Source organism: Trabulsiella guamensis ATCC 49490 (assembly GCF_000734965.1).
Classification (GTDB): domain Bacteria; phylum Pseudomonadota; class Gammaproteobacteria; order Enterobacterales; family Enterobacteriaceae; genus Trabulsiella; species Trabulsiella guamensis.
The window spans coordinates 19,975-34,574 of record NZ_JMTB01000113.1 but is presented as its reverse complement, the minus strand read 5'-3'; the positions used below and the strand labels follow the sequence as shown (position 1 = coordinate 34,574).

At 55.8% G+C, this 14,600-nt stretch carries 14 protein-coding genes; 3 read left to right on the top strand and 11 right to left on the bottom strand.

Features of this window, described 5'->3' with window-relative positions; all coding sequences use genetic code 11:
* Positions 1 to 22: 22 nt before the first annotated feature.
* Genes glpX through gmk form a run of 6 tightly spaced genes read right to left on the bottom strand, consistent with a single transcriptional unit; the run spans position 23 to position 6,952 of the window.
* Positions 23 to 1,033 carry a class II fructose-bisphosphatase gene (gene glpX / locus GTGU_RS19480; RefSeq protein WP_038161136.1) on the bottom strand — a complete coding sequence of 337 codons (1,011 nt, stop codon included), beginning with the start codon at positions 1,031 to 1,033 and terminating at the stop codon, positions 23 to 25.
* A 49-nt stretch (positions 1,034 to 1,082) separates the two neighbouring features.
* On the bottom strand, positions 1,083 to 3,164 hold the full coding sequence (gene recG / locus GTGU_RS19475) for an ATP-dependent DNA helicase RecG (RefSeq protein ID WP_038161133.1): 2,082 nt from the start codon (positions 3,162 to 3,164) through the stop codon (positions 1,083 to 1,085).
* Between the two features lie 3 nt (positions 3,165 to 3,167).
* Positions 3,168 to 3,857 carry a tRNA (guanosine(18)-2'-O)-methyltransferase TrmH gene (gene trmH, locus GTGU_RS19470; protein WP_038161130.1) on the bottom strand — a complete coding sequence of 230 codons (690 nt, stop codon included), beginning with the start codon at positions 3,855 to 3,857 and terminating at the stop codon, positions 3,168 to 3,170.
* Between the two features lie 4 nt (positions 3,858 to 3,861).
* Positions 3,862 to 5,979, bottom strand: coding sequence for a bifunctional GTP diphosphokinase/guanosine-3',5'-bis pyrophosphate 3'-pyrophosphohydrolase (spoT, locus tag GTGU_RS19465; protein ID WP_038161128.1), 2,118 nt, complete (start codon positions 5,977 to 5,979; stop codon positions 3,862 to 3,864).
* Between the two features lie 19 nt (positions 5,980 to 5,998).
* Positions 5,999 to 6,274 (bottom strand): DNA-directed RNA polymerase subunit omega, encoded by a 276-nt coding sequence (gene rpoZ, locus GTGU_RS19460; protein ID WP_000135058.1) that lies wholly within the window; start codon positions 6,272 to 6,274, stop codon positions 5,999 to 6,001.
* Between the two features lie 54 nt (positions 6,275 to 6,328).
* Positions 6,329 to 6,952 (bottom strand): guanylate kinase, encoded by a 624-nt coding sequence (gene gmk, locus GTGU_RS19455; protein ID WP_038161121.1) that lies wholly within the window; start codon positions 6,950 to 6,952, stop codon positions 6,329 to 6,331.
* Between the two features lie 259 nt (positions 6,953 to 7,211).
* On the opposite strand from gmk, the gene ligB reads away from it, so the two are divergent.
* The gene (gene ligB, locus GTGU_RS19450) at positions 7,212 to 8,894 is read left to right on the top strand and encodes an NAD-dependent DNA ligase LigB (RefSeq protein ID WP_038161118.1); all 1,683 of its coding nucleotides are present in this window, start codon (positions 7,212 to 7,214) and stop codon (positions 8,892 to 8,894) included.
* Here ligB and GTGU_RS19445 read toward each other — a convergent pair.
* Positions 8,888 to 9,505: a trimeric intracellular cation channel family protein gene (locus GTGU_RS19445; RefSeq protein ID WP_038161115.1), complete on the bottom strand. Its 618-nt coding sequence runs from the start codon at positions 9,503 to 9,505 to the stop codon at positions 8,888 to 8,890. The two genes, ligB and GTGU_RS19445, sit on opposite strands and share 7 nt — an antisense overlap.
* Positions 9,506 to 9,698: 193 nt before the next feature.
* Positions 9,699 to 10,562, bottom strand: coding sequence for a YicC/YloC family endoribonuclease (locus tag GTGU_RS19440; protein ID WP_038161112.1), 864 nt, complete (start codon positions 10,560 to 10,562; stop codon positions 9,699 to 9,701).
* 127 nt (positions 10,563 to 10,689) lie between these two features.
* On the opposite strand from GTGU_RS19440, the gene rph reads away from it, so the two are divergent.
* A complete protein-coding gene (gene rph / locus GTGU_RS19435) occupies positions 10,690 to 11,406 on the top strand; it encodes a ribonuclease PH (protein WP_038161379.1) in 717 nt (238 codons plus the stop codon).
* 62 nt (positions 11,407 to 11,468) lie between these two features.
* Complete coding sequence (gene pyrE, locus GTGU_RS19430; protein ID WP_038161109.1) at positions 11,469 to 12,110, top strand: orotate phosphoribosyltransferase; 642 nt, start codon at positions 11,469 to 11,471, stop codon at positions 12,108 to 12,110.
* Positions 12,111 to 12,155: 45 nt separating this feature from the next.
* Here the strand turns inward: pyrE and slmA are convergent, their stop codons facing one another.
* The 3 genes from slmA to coaBC all read right to left on the bottom strand — a co-directional run bounded on the left by slmA (position 12,156) and on the right by coaBC (position 14,512).
* Entirely contained in the window at positions 12,156 to 12,752 is a 597-nt protein-coding gene (gene slmA, locus GTGU_RS19425) for a nucleoid occlusion factor SlmA (RefSeq protein ID WP_038161106.1), read from the bottom strand.
* Between the two features lie 112 nt (positions 12,753 to 12,864).
* Entirely contained in the window at positions 12,865 to 13,323 is a 459-nt protein-coding gene (dut, locus tag GTGU_RS19420; protein ID WP_038161103.1) for a dUTP diphosphatase, read from the bottom strand.
* Positions 13,301 to 14,512: a bifunctional phosphopantothenoylcysteine decarboxylase/phosphopantothenate--cysteine ligase CoaBC gene (gene coaBC, locus GTGU_RS19415; RefSeq protein ID WP_038161377.1), complete on the bottom strand. Its 1,212-nt coding sequence runs from the start codon at positions 14,510 to 14,512 to the stop codon at positions 13,301 to 13,303. Before coaBC ends, dut begins: the two co-directional genes overlap by 23 nt.
* Between the last annotated feature and the right edge of the window lie 88 nt (positions 14,513 to 14,600).

Here is a 14,600-nt window from a genome sequence, read left to right as displayed (position 1 = left end):
AAAGCTCAATCAGACAAATGGGTTACAGGATATGGCGCTGCACGTCCGGGTCTTTACGGTCAAGATAATGAATGGACTGAATGCGGCGTATGGTGCGTGATTTCCCACGGATGAGCAGGGTTTCAGTGGTGGCGATATTGCCCTTACGGCTGATACCGTCCAGAAGATCACCTTTGGTGATGCCGGTAGCGGAGAAAATCACGTTGTCGTTGCGCGCCATATCGCTCAGTTGCAATACCTGATTCGCGGCGATCCCCATCGCTTTACAACGCGCCAGCTCGTTTTCACCGATCCGACGGTTTTCGTCGTTATCGCCTTTTACCTCATGACGAGGCAGCAGGCGGCCGTGCATATCGCCGTCGAGTGCGCGGATCACTGCAGCAGAGACCACGCCTTCCGGCGCGCCGCCGATGCCATACAGTACGTCCACTTCACTGTCCGGCATACAGGTGAGAATAGAGGCGGCAACATCACCGTCAGGAATAGCAAAAACGCGTACGCCAAGCTGTTGCATATGCGCAATAACCGCGTCATGGCGGGGTTTTGCCAGAATGGTCACGGTAAGCTCACTGAGCGGCTTATTGAGTGCAGCGGCGACGTTACGCAGGTTATTCGCCAGCGGCAGATTAAGGTCGATAACGCCTTTCGCGCCAGGGCCGACGATCAACTTTTCCATATACATATCAGGCGCGTTGAGGAAGGTGCCTTTATCCCCAACCGCCAGCACCGCCAGCGCGTTGGCCTGACCCATCGCGGTCATACGGGTACCTTCAATCGGATCAACGGCGATATCGACTGCGTCGCCTTTACCGGTACCGACTTTCTCGCCGATATAGAGCATGGGAGCTTCGTCGATCTCACCTTCGCCAATCACGATGGTGCCGTCGATATTGACCTGGTTCAGCATGATGCGCATGGCGTTGACCGCCGCACCGTCCGCCGTGTTTTTATCACCACGACCCAGCCACTTATAGCCCGCCAGCGCAGCGGCTTCGGTGACGCGTGAAAATTCGATGGCAAGTTCTCGTTTCATAGCAAACTCTTCAGAGGAAAAATTAGCGAAGCCCGCTCCGTCGGAGGGGCTACGCGTTGGAATAGCGTTCTGTTTCCGGCATCCAGCGTTCGATCAGCGCCTGCGCCTGTGCCGGATAACGTTCATGAATATGACGGGCGATGCGCTGAACGTCGGGGATCATGCCCTGATCGCGCAGCAGGTCAGCGACTTTAAACTCGGCGTTGCCGGTCTGACGCGTACCGAGCAATTCGCCGGGACCGCGGATCTCCAGGTCTTTCTGGGCAATCACAAAGCCATCGTTGCTGTCGCGCAGCACCTGCAAACGCTTTTGCGCGGTTTTCGACAGTGGCGATTTGTAGAGCAGGACGCAATGGGAGGCCACTGCGCCGCGCCCGACACGCCCACGCAACTGATGGAGTTGCGCAAGACCAAGCCGCTCCGGGTTTTCAATGATCATCAGGCTGGCGTTAGGGACGTCCACGCCCACTTCAATGACCGTCGTTGCCACCAGCAGTTGCAGGTCGCCCTGTTTAAACGCCTGCATGACGTCCTGCTTCTCGGCAGGCTTCATGCGACCATGCACCAGTCCGATTTTCAGCTCCGGCAGCGCCAGTCTGAGTTCTTCCCAGGTGGCTTCTGCCGCCTGGGCTTCCAGTAACTCTGACTCTTCAATAAGCGTACAAACCCAGTACGCCTGACGCCCTTCAGCGGTACCGGCATGGCGCACGCGGTCGATAATTTCATGGCGGCGCGTATCCGGGATGGCGACAGTTGACACCGGTGTACGCCCGGGAGGGAGCTCGTCGATAACAGATGTGTCGAGATCGGCATAGGCGGTCATTGCCAGGGTGCGTGGAATTGGCGTCGCGGTCATGATCAACTGATGCGGGTGAAAACCCTGCTGCTGGCCTTTTTCCCACAACGCCAGCCGCTGATGCACGCCGAAACGGTGCTGTTCGTCGATGATCACCAGCGCCAGTCCGTTGAACTGCACCTGTTCCTGAAAAATAGCGTGAGTACCTACAACCATCTGCACCTGCCCGCTGGCGATGGCCTCTTGCTGTGCAATACGCGCTTTGCCTTTTTGTTTGCCAGCCAGCCAGCCGACTTCAACGCCGAGCGGAGCAAACCAGTTGCGGAAGTTGTTGGCGTGCTGCTCTGCGAGCAGCTCCGTCGGCGCCATCAGCGCCACCTGATTACCATGACTAATCGCCCGCAGCGCAGCCAGCGCGGCAACCAGCGTTTTCCCGGAACCGACATCGCCCTGCACCAGACGCATCATCGGTATATCCAACGCCATATCGCGTTCGATTTCCGCGACCACACGTTCCTGCGCGCCGGTAGGTTTAAACGGCAGCGCGGCCAGCAACTGGTTTTTCAAATCATCTTTCGGGCTGAGTGGCTGAGCGTGATAGCGCTGAGCGCCCGCGCGTAGCGCCAGCATGCTCAGGTTATGCGCCAGCAGCTCTTCGAGAATCAGGCGCTGTTGCGCCGGGTGTTGCCCGGTTTCAAGGTCGCTCAGTTGCATGGTCGGCGGTGGACGATGCAGCGTGCGCAGCGCTTCGGGCAGGCTCATCATTCCTTGCGCCAGATCGGGCGGCAGTAGCTCGGCAATAGCGCAGGTGTCGAGCAAATCCAGGGCCTGGTCAGTGAGCTTGCGCAGCGTTGCCTGCCTGACGCCTTCTGTCGTCGGGTAAACCGGCGTCAGCGTTTCCTGCAGCTCTGGTGTGCTGAGATCGCCCTGCACGCGGTATTCCGGGTGGATCATTTCCGCGCCATATTTGCCGCGTTTGGCTTCACCATAGGCCAGCACACGACGCCCGGTCGCAAGGCTGTTTTTCATCGCTGCGTTGAAGTTGAAAAAACGCATGGTGAGAATGCCAGTGCCGTCGCTGATCTGGCAGGTCATCATGCGACGACCACCAAACGAGATGTTGCAGTTCAGCACTTCACCTTCCACGGTCGCATAGACGCCGGGGAGCAGGTCGTTAATGGGATAAAGTTGGGTGCGGTCTTCGTAACGCAGCGGCAGATGCAGGAGTAAATCCTGCACGGTATGCAGGCCGATTTTCGCGAGCTTACTGGTCTGCGCCGCGCCAACGCCGGTGAGCGAACTCAGCGGAACGGCATCCAGCAGACGGCCGCCCATGGCTTATCTCGCTGCCTGCATCGTGGCCCACCACGCCGCATCGGCTTCGATATCGCCGGACGCATTCACGTGAGGGTAGGGCAATTTTTTGCGTTTCGCGACGCGCGCCAGCACCGGATAACCACCTTCAAACAGCAAACGCTGTTGTTCCTCTTCCGGCAGCATGCTGTTGTCACGTTCGTACATACCGGCGTTCTGACGCTGGCGCTGCGCTTCGTAGAGAATTAACGCAGAGGCGACGGAGACATTGAGCGACTGCACCATGCCGATCATCGGAATGATGATCTCCTGGTCCGCCAGCGTCAGCGCTTGCTGGCTGATCCCGGTTTTCTCCTGCCCCATCAGAATGCAGGTCGGGCGGGTGTAATCGATATCGCGAAAATCGACGGCTTTCCCTGAAAGGTGCGTTGCCAGCACCTGCATGCCGCGCGCTTTCAGGTGTGTAACGGCGTCGTCAATCGTCGGGTGTGTTTTGACGCTGACCCAGCTGTTGCTGCCCGCCGCCGTGGATGCCATGGTACGCATGCGGTTGCCAGGCCAGATCGCATGTACTTCATGCACACCAACTGCGTCGGCAGTGCGGATAATCGCGGAGACATTATGAGGTTTGTGCACCTGCTCCATGCAGACCGTCAGATCAGGCTGGCGTCGGGCGAGCATTTCACAAATGCGCTCATAACGTTTTTGATTCATGTTTCTAGTTTCGGTTACGGGTGACTTTAATCACGTCTGGCATCACGCGAATTTTACGCATGATATTTGCCAGATGGACGCGATCGCGGGCGGTCAGACGGATAAACGCGCTGTATACGCGGCCGTCTTTTTCTTCCGTATTCAGACTCTGAATATTGGACGACGCGGTGTTGATTGCCGCCGTCAGGTTTGCCAGCGCACCCTGGTGGTTGAACATATCCACCTTAATTTCGGTGATGAACTCCTGCTCGGTTTCTTTATCCCACTCTACCGCCATGAATTTCTCTGGTTCTTTCTGGTAGCCACGGATGTTACGGCAGGATTCATGGTGGATCACCAGCCCTTTGCCAGGGCTGACGTGAGCGATGATCGGATCGCCGGGAATCGGGCGACAGCACTTGGCGAAGGTGATCAGCACGCCATCCGCGCCTTTAATCGGCAGATGTCCGTGTCCCTGCGCAGTCGATGGTGCGGCTGTTGCAGTTTCGCCCTGCAACAGGTTTTTCGCGACTACGACGCTCATCGCGTTGCCGAGGCCGATTTCCGCCAGCAGATCGTCAAGGCTTGCCAGCTTCATGCGATCAAGCTCGCGTTGAATGTTCTCTTGCGGGATTTCGGCCAGCTTGCGGCTGCCGCCTAACGCATGGTTAAGCAGACGACGCCCCAGGCTGACAGAATCATCACGCTTAAGGTTTTTCAGCAACTGGCGAATTTTAGCGCGCGCTTTCGAACTCACGACAAAGTTCAGCCAGGCAGCATTCGGACGCGCGCCAGGGGCGGTGATAATTTCTACGGTCTGACCACTGGAAAGCGACTGCGACAGTGGATAAGGCTGGCGATCGACACGCGCGCCAACACAGGCATGACCAATATCAGTATGTACTGCATAGGCGAAGTCGACCGGCGTCGCGCCTGCCGGCAATTCGACAATGCGGCCTTCCGGTGTGAAAACATAAATCTCATCCGGGAAGAGATCAGATTTTACGCTCTCGATAAACTCAAACGAACTACCTGCGCTTTGCTGGAGTTCAAGCAGACTCTGCATCCAGCGCTGGGCGCGAATTTGCGCGGTGGTGCTGCTTTCGCCGCCATGTTCTTTATAAGCCCAGTGCGCCGCGACCCCCATTTCCGCCATTTGATCCATGTCTTCGGTACGGATCTGGACCTCAACCGGCACGCCGTGCGGTCCAATCATTGAGGTATGCAAAGACTGATAACCGTTCGCCTTCGGAATGGCGATATAGTCTTTGACTCGTCCCGGACGGGGTTTGTACAGGCTGTGCATCTGACCGAGTACGCGGTAGCAGGTATCCGGATCATGAACAATTACGCGGAACGCGTAGATATCCATGATGGAGTGAAAACGCTGCTCTTTCAGCACCATTTTGCAGTAGATGGAGTACAGATGCTTCTCACGCCCGCTCACACGACAGGGAATGCCGGCCTCCTGCAAACGCCCTTCGATTTCAGAGAGGATTTTCTGGATCATCTCTTTACGGTTGCCGCGCGCGGCTTTCACCACCTCTTTAATCACGCGATAGCGGTTCGGGTACAACGCTTCAAAACCCAGCTCTTCGAGCTCAGTTTTAATGTGATGAATACCTAAACGGTGTGCCAGCGGACTATAGATTTCGAGGGTTTCACGGGCAATTCGGCGGCGCTTGTCCGGGCGGAGGGAGCCCAGCGTGCGCATATTATGGGTGCGGTCAGCGAGCTTGATGAGAATGACGCGGATATCCTGCACCATCGCCATAATCATCTTGCGAAAGTTTTCGGCTTGCGCCTCTTTCTTGTCGCGAAACTTGAGTTTATCCAGTTTCGACACCCCTTCCACCAGTTCAGCAACGCTTTTGCCAAACAGCTGTTCCATATCCTGGTAGGTGGCGGGGGTATCTTCAATCACGTCATGCAGCAGGGCAGCCATCAGCGTTTCGTAGTCGAGTTTCATCTCGGCCAGGATACAGGCTACCGCCACCGGGTGCGTGATATAGGGTTCACCGCTTGAACGTGTCTGGCCCTCGTGAGCATCACGTGCAACGAGATACGCCTGCTGAAGACGCTTGATTTGATCTTCAGGCAGGTAAGTTTGAATCAGCTGATTCAGGCTTTCAAACAGATACAAGGGCGACCCGCAGGTTTAATTAACGACGACCTTCAGCAATGGCGGTAACGGCCTGCAGTTCTGCGGCTTCCTGCTCTTGCTGCTCCTGGCGCTCACGTACGTCGAGGATCTGGTTGTTAATCAGGCCTTCTTCGATTTCGCGCAGCGCGATAACGGTGGTTTTATCGTTTTCTTCCGGTACCAGCGGATCTTTACCGCCTACCTGCATCTGACGAGCGCGACGCGCGGCGACCAGTACCAGGTCAAAACGGTTACCAATTTTCTCTACAGCGTCCTGAACAGTTACGCGTGCCATACTTAAAATGCTCCACAGGTGAAGAAATGACTGGGCATGATACTGAAAGTGGGTTCAGTCTGCCAATAGTTTGCTGATTAAAGCGTCATGTCGCTGCTTTTGGCGGCTCATGCGCAGACGTTCAGCGCGAATGATGGTTTTCAGATCGCCCAACGCGGTGTCGAAATCATCGTTCACAATAAGGTAATCATATTCCGCGTAATGGCTCATTTCTGCAACTGCCTGCGCCATACGTTTTGCAATCACCTCTTCGCTATCCTGACCGCGTCCACGCAACCGGCGATCCAGTTCCTCTTTCGAGGGCGGCAGAATAAAAATACTCCGTGCGTTTGGCATTTTCTGGCGAATTTGCAGTGCGCCTTGCCAGTCGATATCCAGGAATACGTCTACGCCAGAGGCTAATACCTGCTCGATGGTTTCACGAGAGGTGCCGTAATAGTTACCAAAAACCTCTGCGTGCTCAAGAAACGCGTCTTTGCCAATCATATGACGAAATTCATCATGATTGATGAAGTAATAATGTTCGCCGTGCACTTCACCCGGACGCGGCGCGCGCGTGGTATGCGAAACAGATACCTGGGTGTCATACAACGGTTGGGTTTTTAACAGCGCCTGAATCAGGCTGGATTTACCCGCGCCACTGGGGGCAGAAACAATATATAGCGTGCCTTGAGCCATGAGAGTCTTTTGTATGTGGTTATCGAGAGAAGTCTACATACGAGCCTATTATACACGCCGCGCTCGGGTGACGTAGCCTTTGTCACACTTTTTACTGCGGTTAATTGCATTTTACGCGCCGTTTTCCTGATTTCCTTGTCAGTTGCTGCAACAACGGCAAAACGCTGGAATCCGCTTCGCAACGTTAAACATCGCGCATCGCCATAAAAGAAATCAAGGCGTTAAATCTGCGGGAATACTTTTGAACGGAGGCGCAACAATGGCGAAATGGGGATGGCTGCTGGTATTAATGGTCTGTGGTTCAACGAGCGCGGCGTGTCCCGTCTGGTCAACCGCAAGGGCTGACGAGGAGATTGCGCGATTGAGTGGGCAGATAACCCAGTGGAACGACGCTTACTGGTCACAGGGTGCCAGCGGGGTAAACGACGCGGTTTACGATCAGTTATCCGCGCGTCTGGCGCAGTGGCGGCGTTGTTTTGGTAAAGATGCTTCTGCTGAGCTTGCGCCGCCGCTACTGGAAAAAGGCGTCGTTCATCCTGTCGCCCATACCGGCGTGAAAAAACTACCTGATGCCGCCGCCCTCTCCGGGTGGATGAAAGGCAAATCGGCGTTATGGATCCAGCCAAAAGTCGACGGTGTTGCCGTGACGCTGGTGTATCGCGCGGGCAAGCTGGTTCAGGCCATCAGCCGGGGTGACGGCTTAAAAGGGGAAGACTGGACTGCGCGCGTCAGGCTCATCCCCGCAGTACCGCAGACAGTCACCGGCGAGCTGGCGAATAGCGTATTACAGGGTGAGCTGTTTTTGCGGCGCGACGGGCACATTCAGAAGCAAATGGGCGGCATGAACGCCCGGGCGAAAGTGGCAGGCGCGATGATGCGTAAAAGCACGCCAGCCTCGTTGCAGGCACTCTCGCTGTTCGTCTGGGCCTGGCCGGATGGCCCGAAAAACATGAATCAACGCCTGACGTTGCTTCGAGACGCCGGTTTTGACTGGGTTTCTCAGTACACCCTGCCCGTTACCACAGTGGCGCAGGTTACAGCGCAGCGCGAGCACTGGTTTAGCTCACCGCTACCGTTTGTGACGGATGGCGTGGTGGTCAGAGCGGCGTCGGAACCTTCTGGTAAGCACTGGTTACCGGGGCAGGAAAACTGGATAGTGGCGTGGAAATATGCTCCCGTGGCGCAGTTAGCCGAGGTGAAAGCGGTCAATTTTACGGTCGGTCGCACCGGAAAAATCGCCGTCGTTGCGCAGCTTGAGCCGGTACAACTGGACGATAAGCGTGTGCAGCGAGTGAATATTGGCTCAGTGAATCGCTGGAAGCATCTGGATCTCGCGCCGGGCGATCAGGTACAGGTAAGCCTTGCCGGACAGGGCATTCCACGGATTGACAGCGTAGTCTGGCGAAGCGCTGAACGCCACAAACCCGAACCGCCTGTCGCGCGTTTTACGCCATTAACCTGCTACTTCTCAACACCTGAGTGTGAAGCGCAGTTTTTGTCTCGACTGGTCTGGAGCAGCTCGCCACATGCGCTGGATATCGACAGCATCGGCGCGGCCACCTGGCAGACATTGCACCGTGCTCATCATTTCAACCATCTCTTTTCCTGGCTGGCACTGACGCAGGAGCAGTTGCAGGCCACGCCAGGGTTAACTGCCGTCCGGGGGGCACAGTTGTGGCATCGCTTTAACCTCGCCCGCAGTCAGCCTTTCCGGCGCTGGATAGCGGCGATGGGGATCCCGCTCAGTCAGGAGACGCTGAACAGCATTGCGGATATTAACTGGGTACAACTCGTGGCGAAAAGCGAGTCAGACTGGCGAACACTCCCCGGTACCGGGGCTCAGCGGGCAACGCAAATTCGCCAGTGGCTTCGCAACGAAGCGACAGGTCAGCTCGCGACATGGCTCAGTGAGCAGAAGATAGCGGGTTTTTCGGCTCAGTGAGCGTTGTGTTTGTAGTCAAACACGGGCAAGCCCAGTTTCAGGCGCAGCGCCAGCAGTCGGGCGGTAAAACCGAACAGCAAGGTAGAAATCACCACTACGTCGTGGCTGCTGACATAATGCTGCAGTGCGATGTACAACACCGCAGAAGCAAACGAAACCCCCGCATACAGCTCTTTCTGAAAGACCAGCGGGATGCGTTTGCAGAACATGTCGCGCAGTACACCGCCAAACACACCAGTGACAACGGCAGCGATGGTTGCGATGACCGGGCCTTCGCCCATATCCAACGCGATTTGTGCGCCGATGATGGAAAACACCACCAGGCCCAGCGCGTCCAGCAGCAGAAAAAGCCGGCGAAGGTGCGGCATCACGGGGGCGAAAATGGTAGTTAACACGGCAGCGGTGGCCACGATAATGACGTATTCAGGATGTTTAACCCAACCCAGCGGGTAGTGTCCCAGCAGGATGTCGCGGACGGAACCTCCACCGAGGGCGGTCGCAGTAGCAATAATAATGACACCAAAGGTATCCATACGGCGACGACCTGCGGCCAGCGCCCCGGTCATGGCTTCCGCGGTGATACCAATTAAATAGAGAATATGTAGCAGCATGCTTGCCCCCGTCAACGATGGCGGCAGCTTAGCGTTTTGTGCACGCGCTCACGATTGAGATTTTCTAACGCGAGGTATTTCGGATAAGTATTTCTAATGTATTTTGCCGGGTGGTTTAATGCAGAAGTTAAAAAGTCCGCGATGATGCGGACTTAGCGATGATGATGATTTATATTCTGAACGTACCTGAATCCTACTCGATATTTTGAATCTGCTCGCGCATTTGTTCGATCAGCACTTTCAGTTCGATGGCGGAATTGGTCACTTCCGCATTGATGGATTTCGAGGCCAGCGTGTTCGATTCGCGGTTGAATTCCTGCATCATGAAGTCGAGACGGCGGCCGACCGCTTCTTTCTTCTTCAGGATGTTATAGGTTTCCTTCACGTGTGCTTCCAGGCGATCCAGCTCTTCGGCAACGTCGATACGCTGCGCCATCAGTACCAGTTCCTGCTCCAGACGGTTGTTTTCCAGTTGTACTTCCGCCTCTTCCAGCTTCGCCACCAGACGGTCGCGTTGCCACTGCAGAATTTCAGGCATATGCGCACGGACTTTACCCACTTCTGTACTTACGCCTTCCAGGCGCTGTTCGATCAGCGCTTTCAGCGCCTGACCTTCCGTTTCGCGGGCGACAATGAAGTCGTCCAGCGTACCGTCAAGCGCCGTGAGGATCTCCGCCGCGATAGCGTCCAGATCCTGCTCCTGCGCTGCCATTACGCCAGGCCAGCGTAGTATATCGACCGGATCGATTTCACCTTCATCGCTCTGCATTTTGACCCAGTTGGCGGCACTGACCAACTGTTTAGCCAGTTTTTCATTGAGGATTAACTCCCCTTGCGCGCTGGCATCAGGCTCAAACCGCAGGTTACATTCGATTTTTCCGCGTGTCAGGCGGGCGCGGAGGCGCTCACGCACCACCGGCTCAAGGCTGCGGAACTGTTCCGGCAGACGAAAATAGGTTTCCAGATAACGTTGGTTTACCGAGCGCAGTTCCCACGCGGCAGTGCCCCACTCACCCTTGATTTCACGCCGGGCATAGGCGGTCATACTGCGGATCATAGACGTTCCCGTTTTTTGTCGGAGAGATGGGGGGATTATAGCTTTCCGGGGCCGCACGGGATAGGAATAAGCGCGTTTAATCCGTATAATGCGCAGCCACATTGGTTTCACGCCGGAGAAAAACATCATGCGTCCAGCAGGTCGTAGCGCTCATCAGGTGCGCCCCGTAACCCTGACCCGTAACTATACAAAACACGCTGAAGGCTCCGTGCTTGTCGAATTTGGCGACACCAAAGTATTGTGTACCGCCTCGATCGAAGAAGGTGTTCCACGTTTTCTGAAAGGCCAGGGCCAGGGCTGGATCACTGCCGAATACGGCATGCTGCCACGTGCGACCCACACCCGTAACGCCCGTGAAGCCGCCAAAGGCAAACAGGGCGGTCGTACCATGGAAATCCAGCGACTAATCGCCCGTGCGCTGCGTGCGGCGGTGGATCTGAAAACGCTGGGCGAGTTCACCATTACTCTCGATTGCGATGTCATCCAGGCTGATGGCGGCACCCGCACTGCGTCTATCACTGGGGCCTGCGTGGCGCTGGCGGATGCGTTGAATAAGCTGGTAGCCGCGGGCAAACTCAAAACTAACCCGATGAAAGGGATGGTGGCCGCCGTCTCTGTCGGCATCGTGGATGGCGCTGCCGTCTGCGATCTGGAGTATGTTGAAGATTCCGCCGCAGAAACCGACATGAACGTAGTGATGACTGAAGACGGGCGCATCATTGAGGTGCAGGGCACGGCCGAAGGCGAGCCGTTCACTCACGAAGAACTTCTCACCTTGCTGGCGCTGGCCAGAGGGGGAATCGAATCTATTGTAGCGACGCAGAAAGCGGCGTTAGAAAATTGATTTCAGGGCGACGTAGTCGCCCTTTTTTTTGTCTGTCATTAAGTGAGATGAGGAGCGAATCCATGAAACTATATCAGCGCCAGTTTATTGAATTTGCGCTTAACAAGCAGGTACTGAAGTTTGGCGAGTTTACGCTGAAATCCGGGCGCAAGAGCCCCTATTTCTTCAACGCCGGGCTGTTTAATACCGGGCGCGATCTGGCACTGTTAGGCCGTTTCTATGCGGAAGCGTTAGTGGATTCCGGTATCGATTTTGATCTGCTGTTCGGGCCGGCTTACAAAGGGATCCCCATCGCCACCACAACGGCTGTTGCGCTGGCAGAACACCATGACCGTGACTATCCGTACTGCTTTAACCGCAAAGAAGCCAAAGACCACGGTGAAGGTGGAACCCTGGTCGGCAGCCCGTTACAAGGCCGTGTAATGCTGGTGGATGATGTGATCACTGCAGGCACGGCGATTCGCGAGTCCATGGAGATTATTCAGGCCCACGGTGCGACGCTGGCTGGCGTACTGATTTCACTGGATCGTCAGGAACGTGGTCGTGCAGATATTTCCGCGATTCAGGAGGTCGAGCGCGATTACGGCTGTCATGTAATTTCCATCATCACCTTGAAAGATCTGATTGCTTATCTGGAAGAAAAGCCGGAAATGGCGGAGCATCTGGCTAAGGTACGTGCGTATCGCGAAGCGTTTGGCGTATAAGCGGAACAGAAACTGCCCGGTGGCAAGTGCTTACCGGGCCAGTGATTACTGCAGTTGTGCGGCGAGGAGCGGCCAGCGGGCGTCAAAGTCGTCCGTCGGGCGGTATTTGAATTCGCTGCGTACAAAACGAGAGAGCATCCCTTCACAATATGCCAGCAACAGGCTCGCCAGCAGCGTTTCGTCAGTCTGATACCCCTCACCTTCGCGCATACGCTTTTCTCTCAGCACCTGGCGCAACTGCGATTCAATGCGTTCGAAAAGCTGATTGATCCTTCCCTGCAACCTGTCCTGTTCAAACATCAGCGCATGGCCGGTGAGAATACGGGTAAGCCCCGGATTACGTTCCCCAAAGCCGAGCACCAGCAGCACGATAAGTCGCACGCGCGCGGCGGTGTCTTTTTCATCCTTCATGATTAGGTTGATGCGGGTTGTCAGACTGTCTTCGATAAACTCAATGAGGCTATCGAACATGCGGGTTTTGCTGGGAAAATGACGATACAACGCCGCTTCGGACACGCCCACAGACGCAGCCAGTTTTGCCGTTGTAATACGTTGACTGCCATCGCTGGATTCCAGCATGAGTGCCAGAGATTGAAGTATTTCTTCGCGACGGTTCCTTTTCGCAGTTTGCTTTTCTGCCATGTTCTAAAATACCCCTGAAAAATAAACAGTTACCGGGCAGCCATCCACACAGCGACCGCAAACGACTGTTTGCGGCTTGTTTTAGCATTATTACGCTGTGGGGCGTGGTTGTTTAGTGGCGCCCGGAATGGCCGAAACCACCTTCGCCGCGATCACTCTCGTCGAACGCTTCCACCAGATTAAACTCTGCCTGTACCACGGGCACAAAGACCATTTGTGCGACACGCTCGCCTGGCTGGATAGTGAAGCTGCTCTGGCCGCGGTTCCACACGGAAACCATCAGTTGCCCTTGATAATCGGAATCGATCAGGCCGACCAGGTTGCCCAGTACGATACCGTGCTTATGACCAAGGCCTGAGCGCGGCAGAATCACCGCCGCCAGCGATGGATCGGCGATATGAATAGCCAGACCGGTCGGCAGCAGCGTAGTGGCACCTGGCGCCAGCTCTACGGCGTCGTCGAGACAGGCTCGCAGATCAAGTCCAGCGGAGCCGGAGGTGGCATAGGTCGGCAGTGGGAACTGTTCGCCAATGCGCGGGTCCAGAATCTTAACGTCGATTTTTTTCATCATAACGGGTAACGATCTCGTCCAGTAATAGTTGGCCCAGGAGTTCCTTACGCTCAAGCGGCAGGCGTTTATCTCCTTCTTGCCAGAAAAGATGCAATGCGTTGCTGTCACTGTTAAAGCCTTGATTTTCTTGTGATACATCATTGGCACAAATCAAATCGAGGTTTTTACGGACGCGTTTTTGCCGCGCGTATTCTTCCACATTATTCGTTTCTGCGGCAAATCCTACGACAAAGGGGCGGTGGTGGGTCAGTGCGGCCACACCTGCCACAATATCAGGGTTTTTCACCATTTTTATTGTTAATTCGTCGCCCTGCTTTTTAATTTTCGCATCAGCAATGGTAGCGGCACGATAGTCGGCAACGGCGGCACAGCCGATAAAAATCTGTTGATTTTGCACCGACGCCTGCACGGCGGCTTCCATTTCCAGCGCTGTCGTGACATCTACCCGTTGCACAAACGGCGGGGTAGGCAACGATACAGGGCCGCTGATTAGCGTCACATTCGCACCTCGTTTCGCCGCCGCAGCGGCAATCGCAAACCCCATTTTACCGGAGCTGTGATTGGTAATGTAACGTACTGGATCCAGCGGCTCGCGGGTTGGACCCGCGGTAATCATGATGTTGAGATGTTGCAGATCGTTGACAGGCGAGAAATGTGCGGCAGCCATGTCGACAATCGTCAACGGGTCGAGCATCCGGCCCGGGCCAACGTCACCACACGCCTGACTACCGCTGTCAGGGCCCCACAGCAAAACGCCGCGTGAAGCCAGCACGCTGAGATTGTGCTGTGTGGCGGCAGCGCGATACATCTGCTGGTTCATTGCCGGAACGATTGCCACCGGCGACGGCGTCGCCAGACAAATCGTCGAAACCAGATCGTTAGCCATGCCTGCGGCGATGCGGGCAATTAAATCGGCCGTGGCTGGCGCGAGGATAACCAGATCAGCCCACTTACCAAGCTCAATGTGGCCCATGGCGGCTTCGGCAGCCGGATCCAACAGGCTGTCGGACACCGGATAACCCGACACCGCCTGCAGACTCATCGGCGTGATAAACGCTTTTGCCGCGTCAGTCATAGCGACGCGCACCTCAGCGCCGCGTTCGCGAAGACGACGCACCAGTTCAGGCGCTTTATAAGCCGCGATACCGCCGCTCACGCCAAGAACGATTTTCTTACCGGCCAGGCTCATCATGATTCTTTCCTGTTGGGGTAAACCAGAGTGGGACATTTTATCACAATCCTTTCGAGGTCGTGCGCTTGTGGCGGCTCCACTTTGC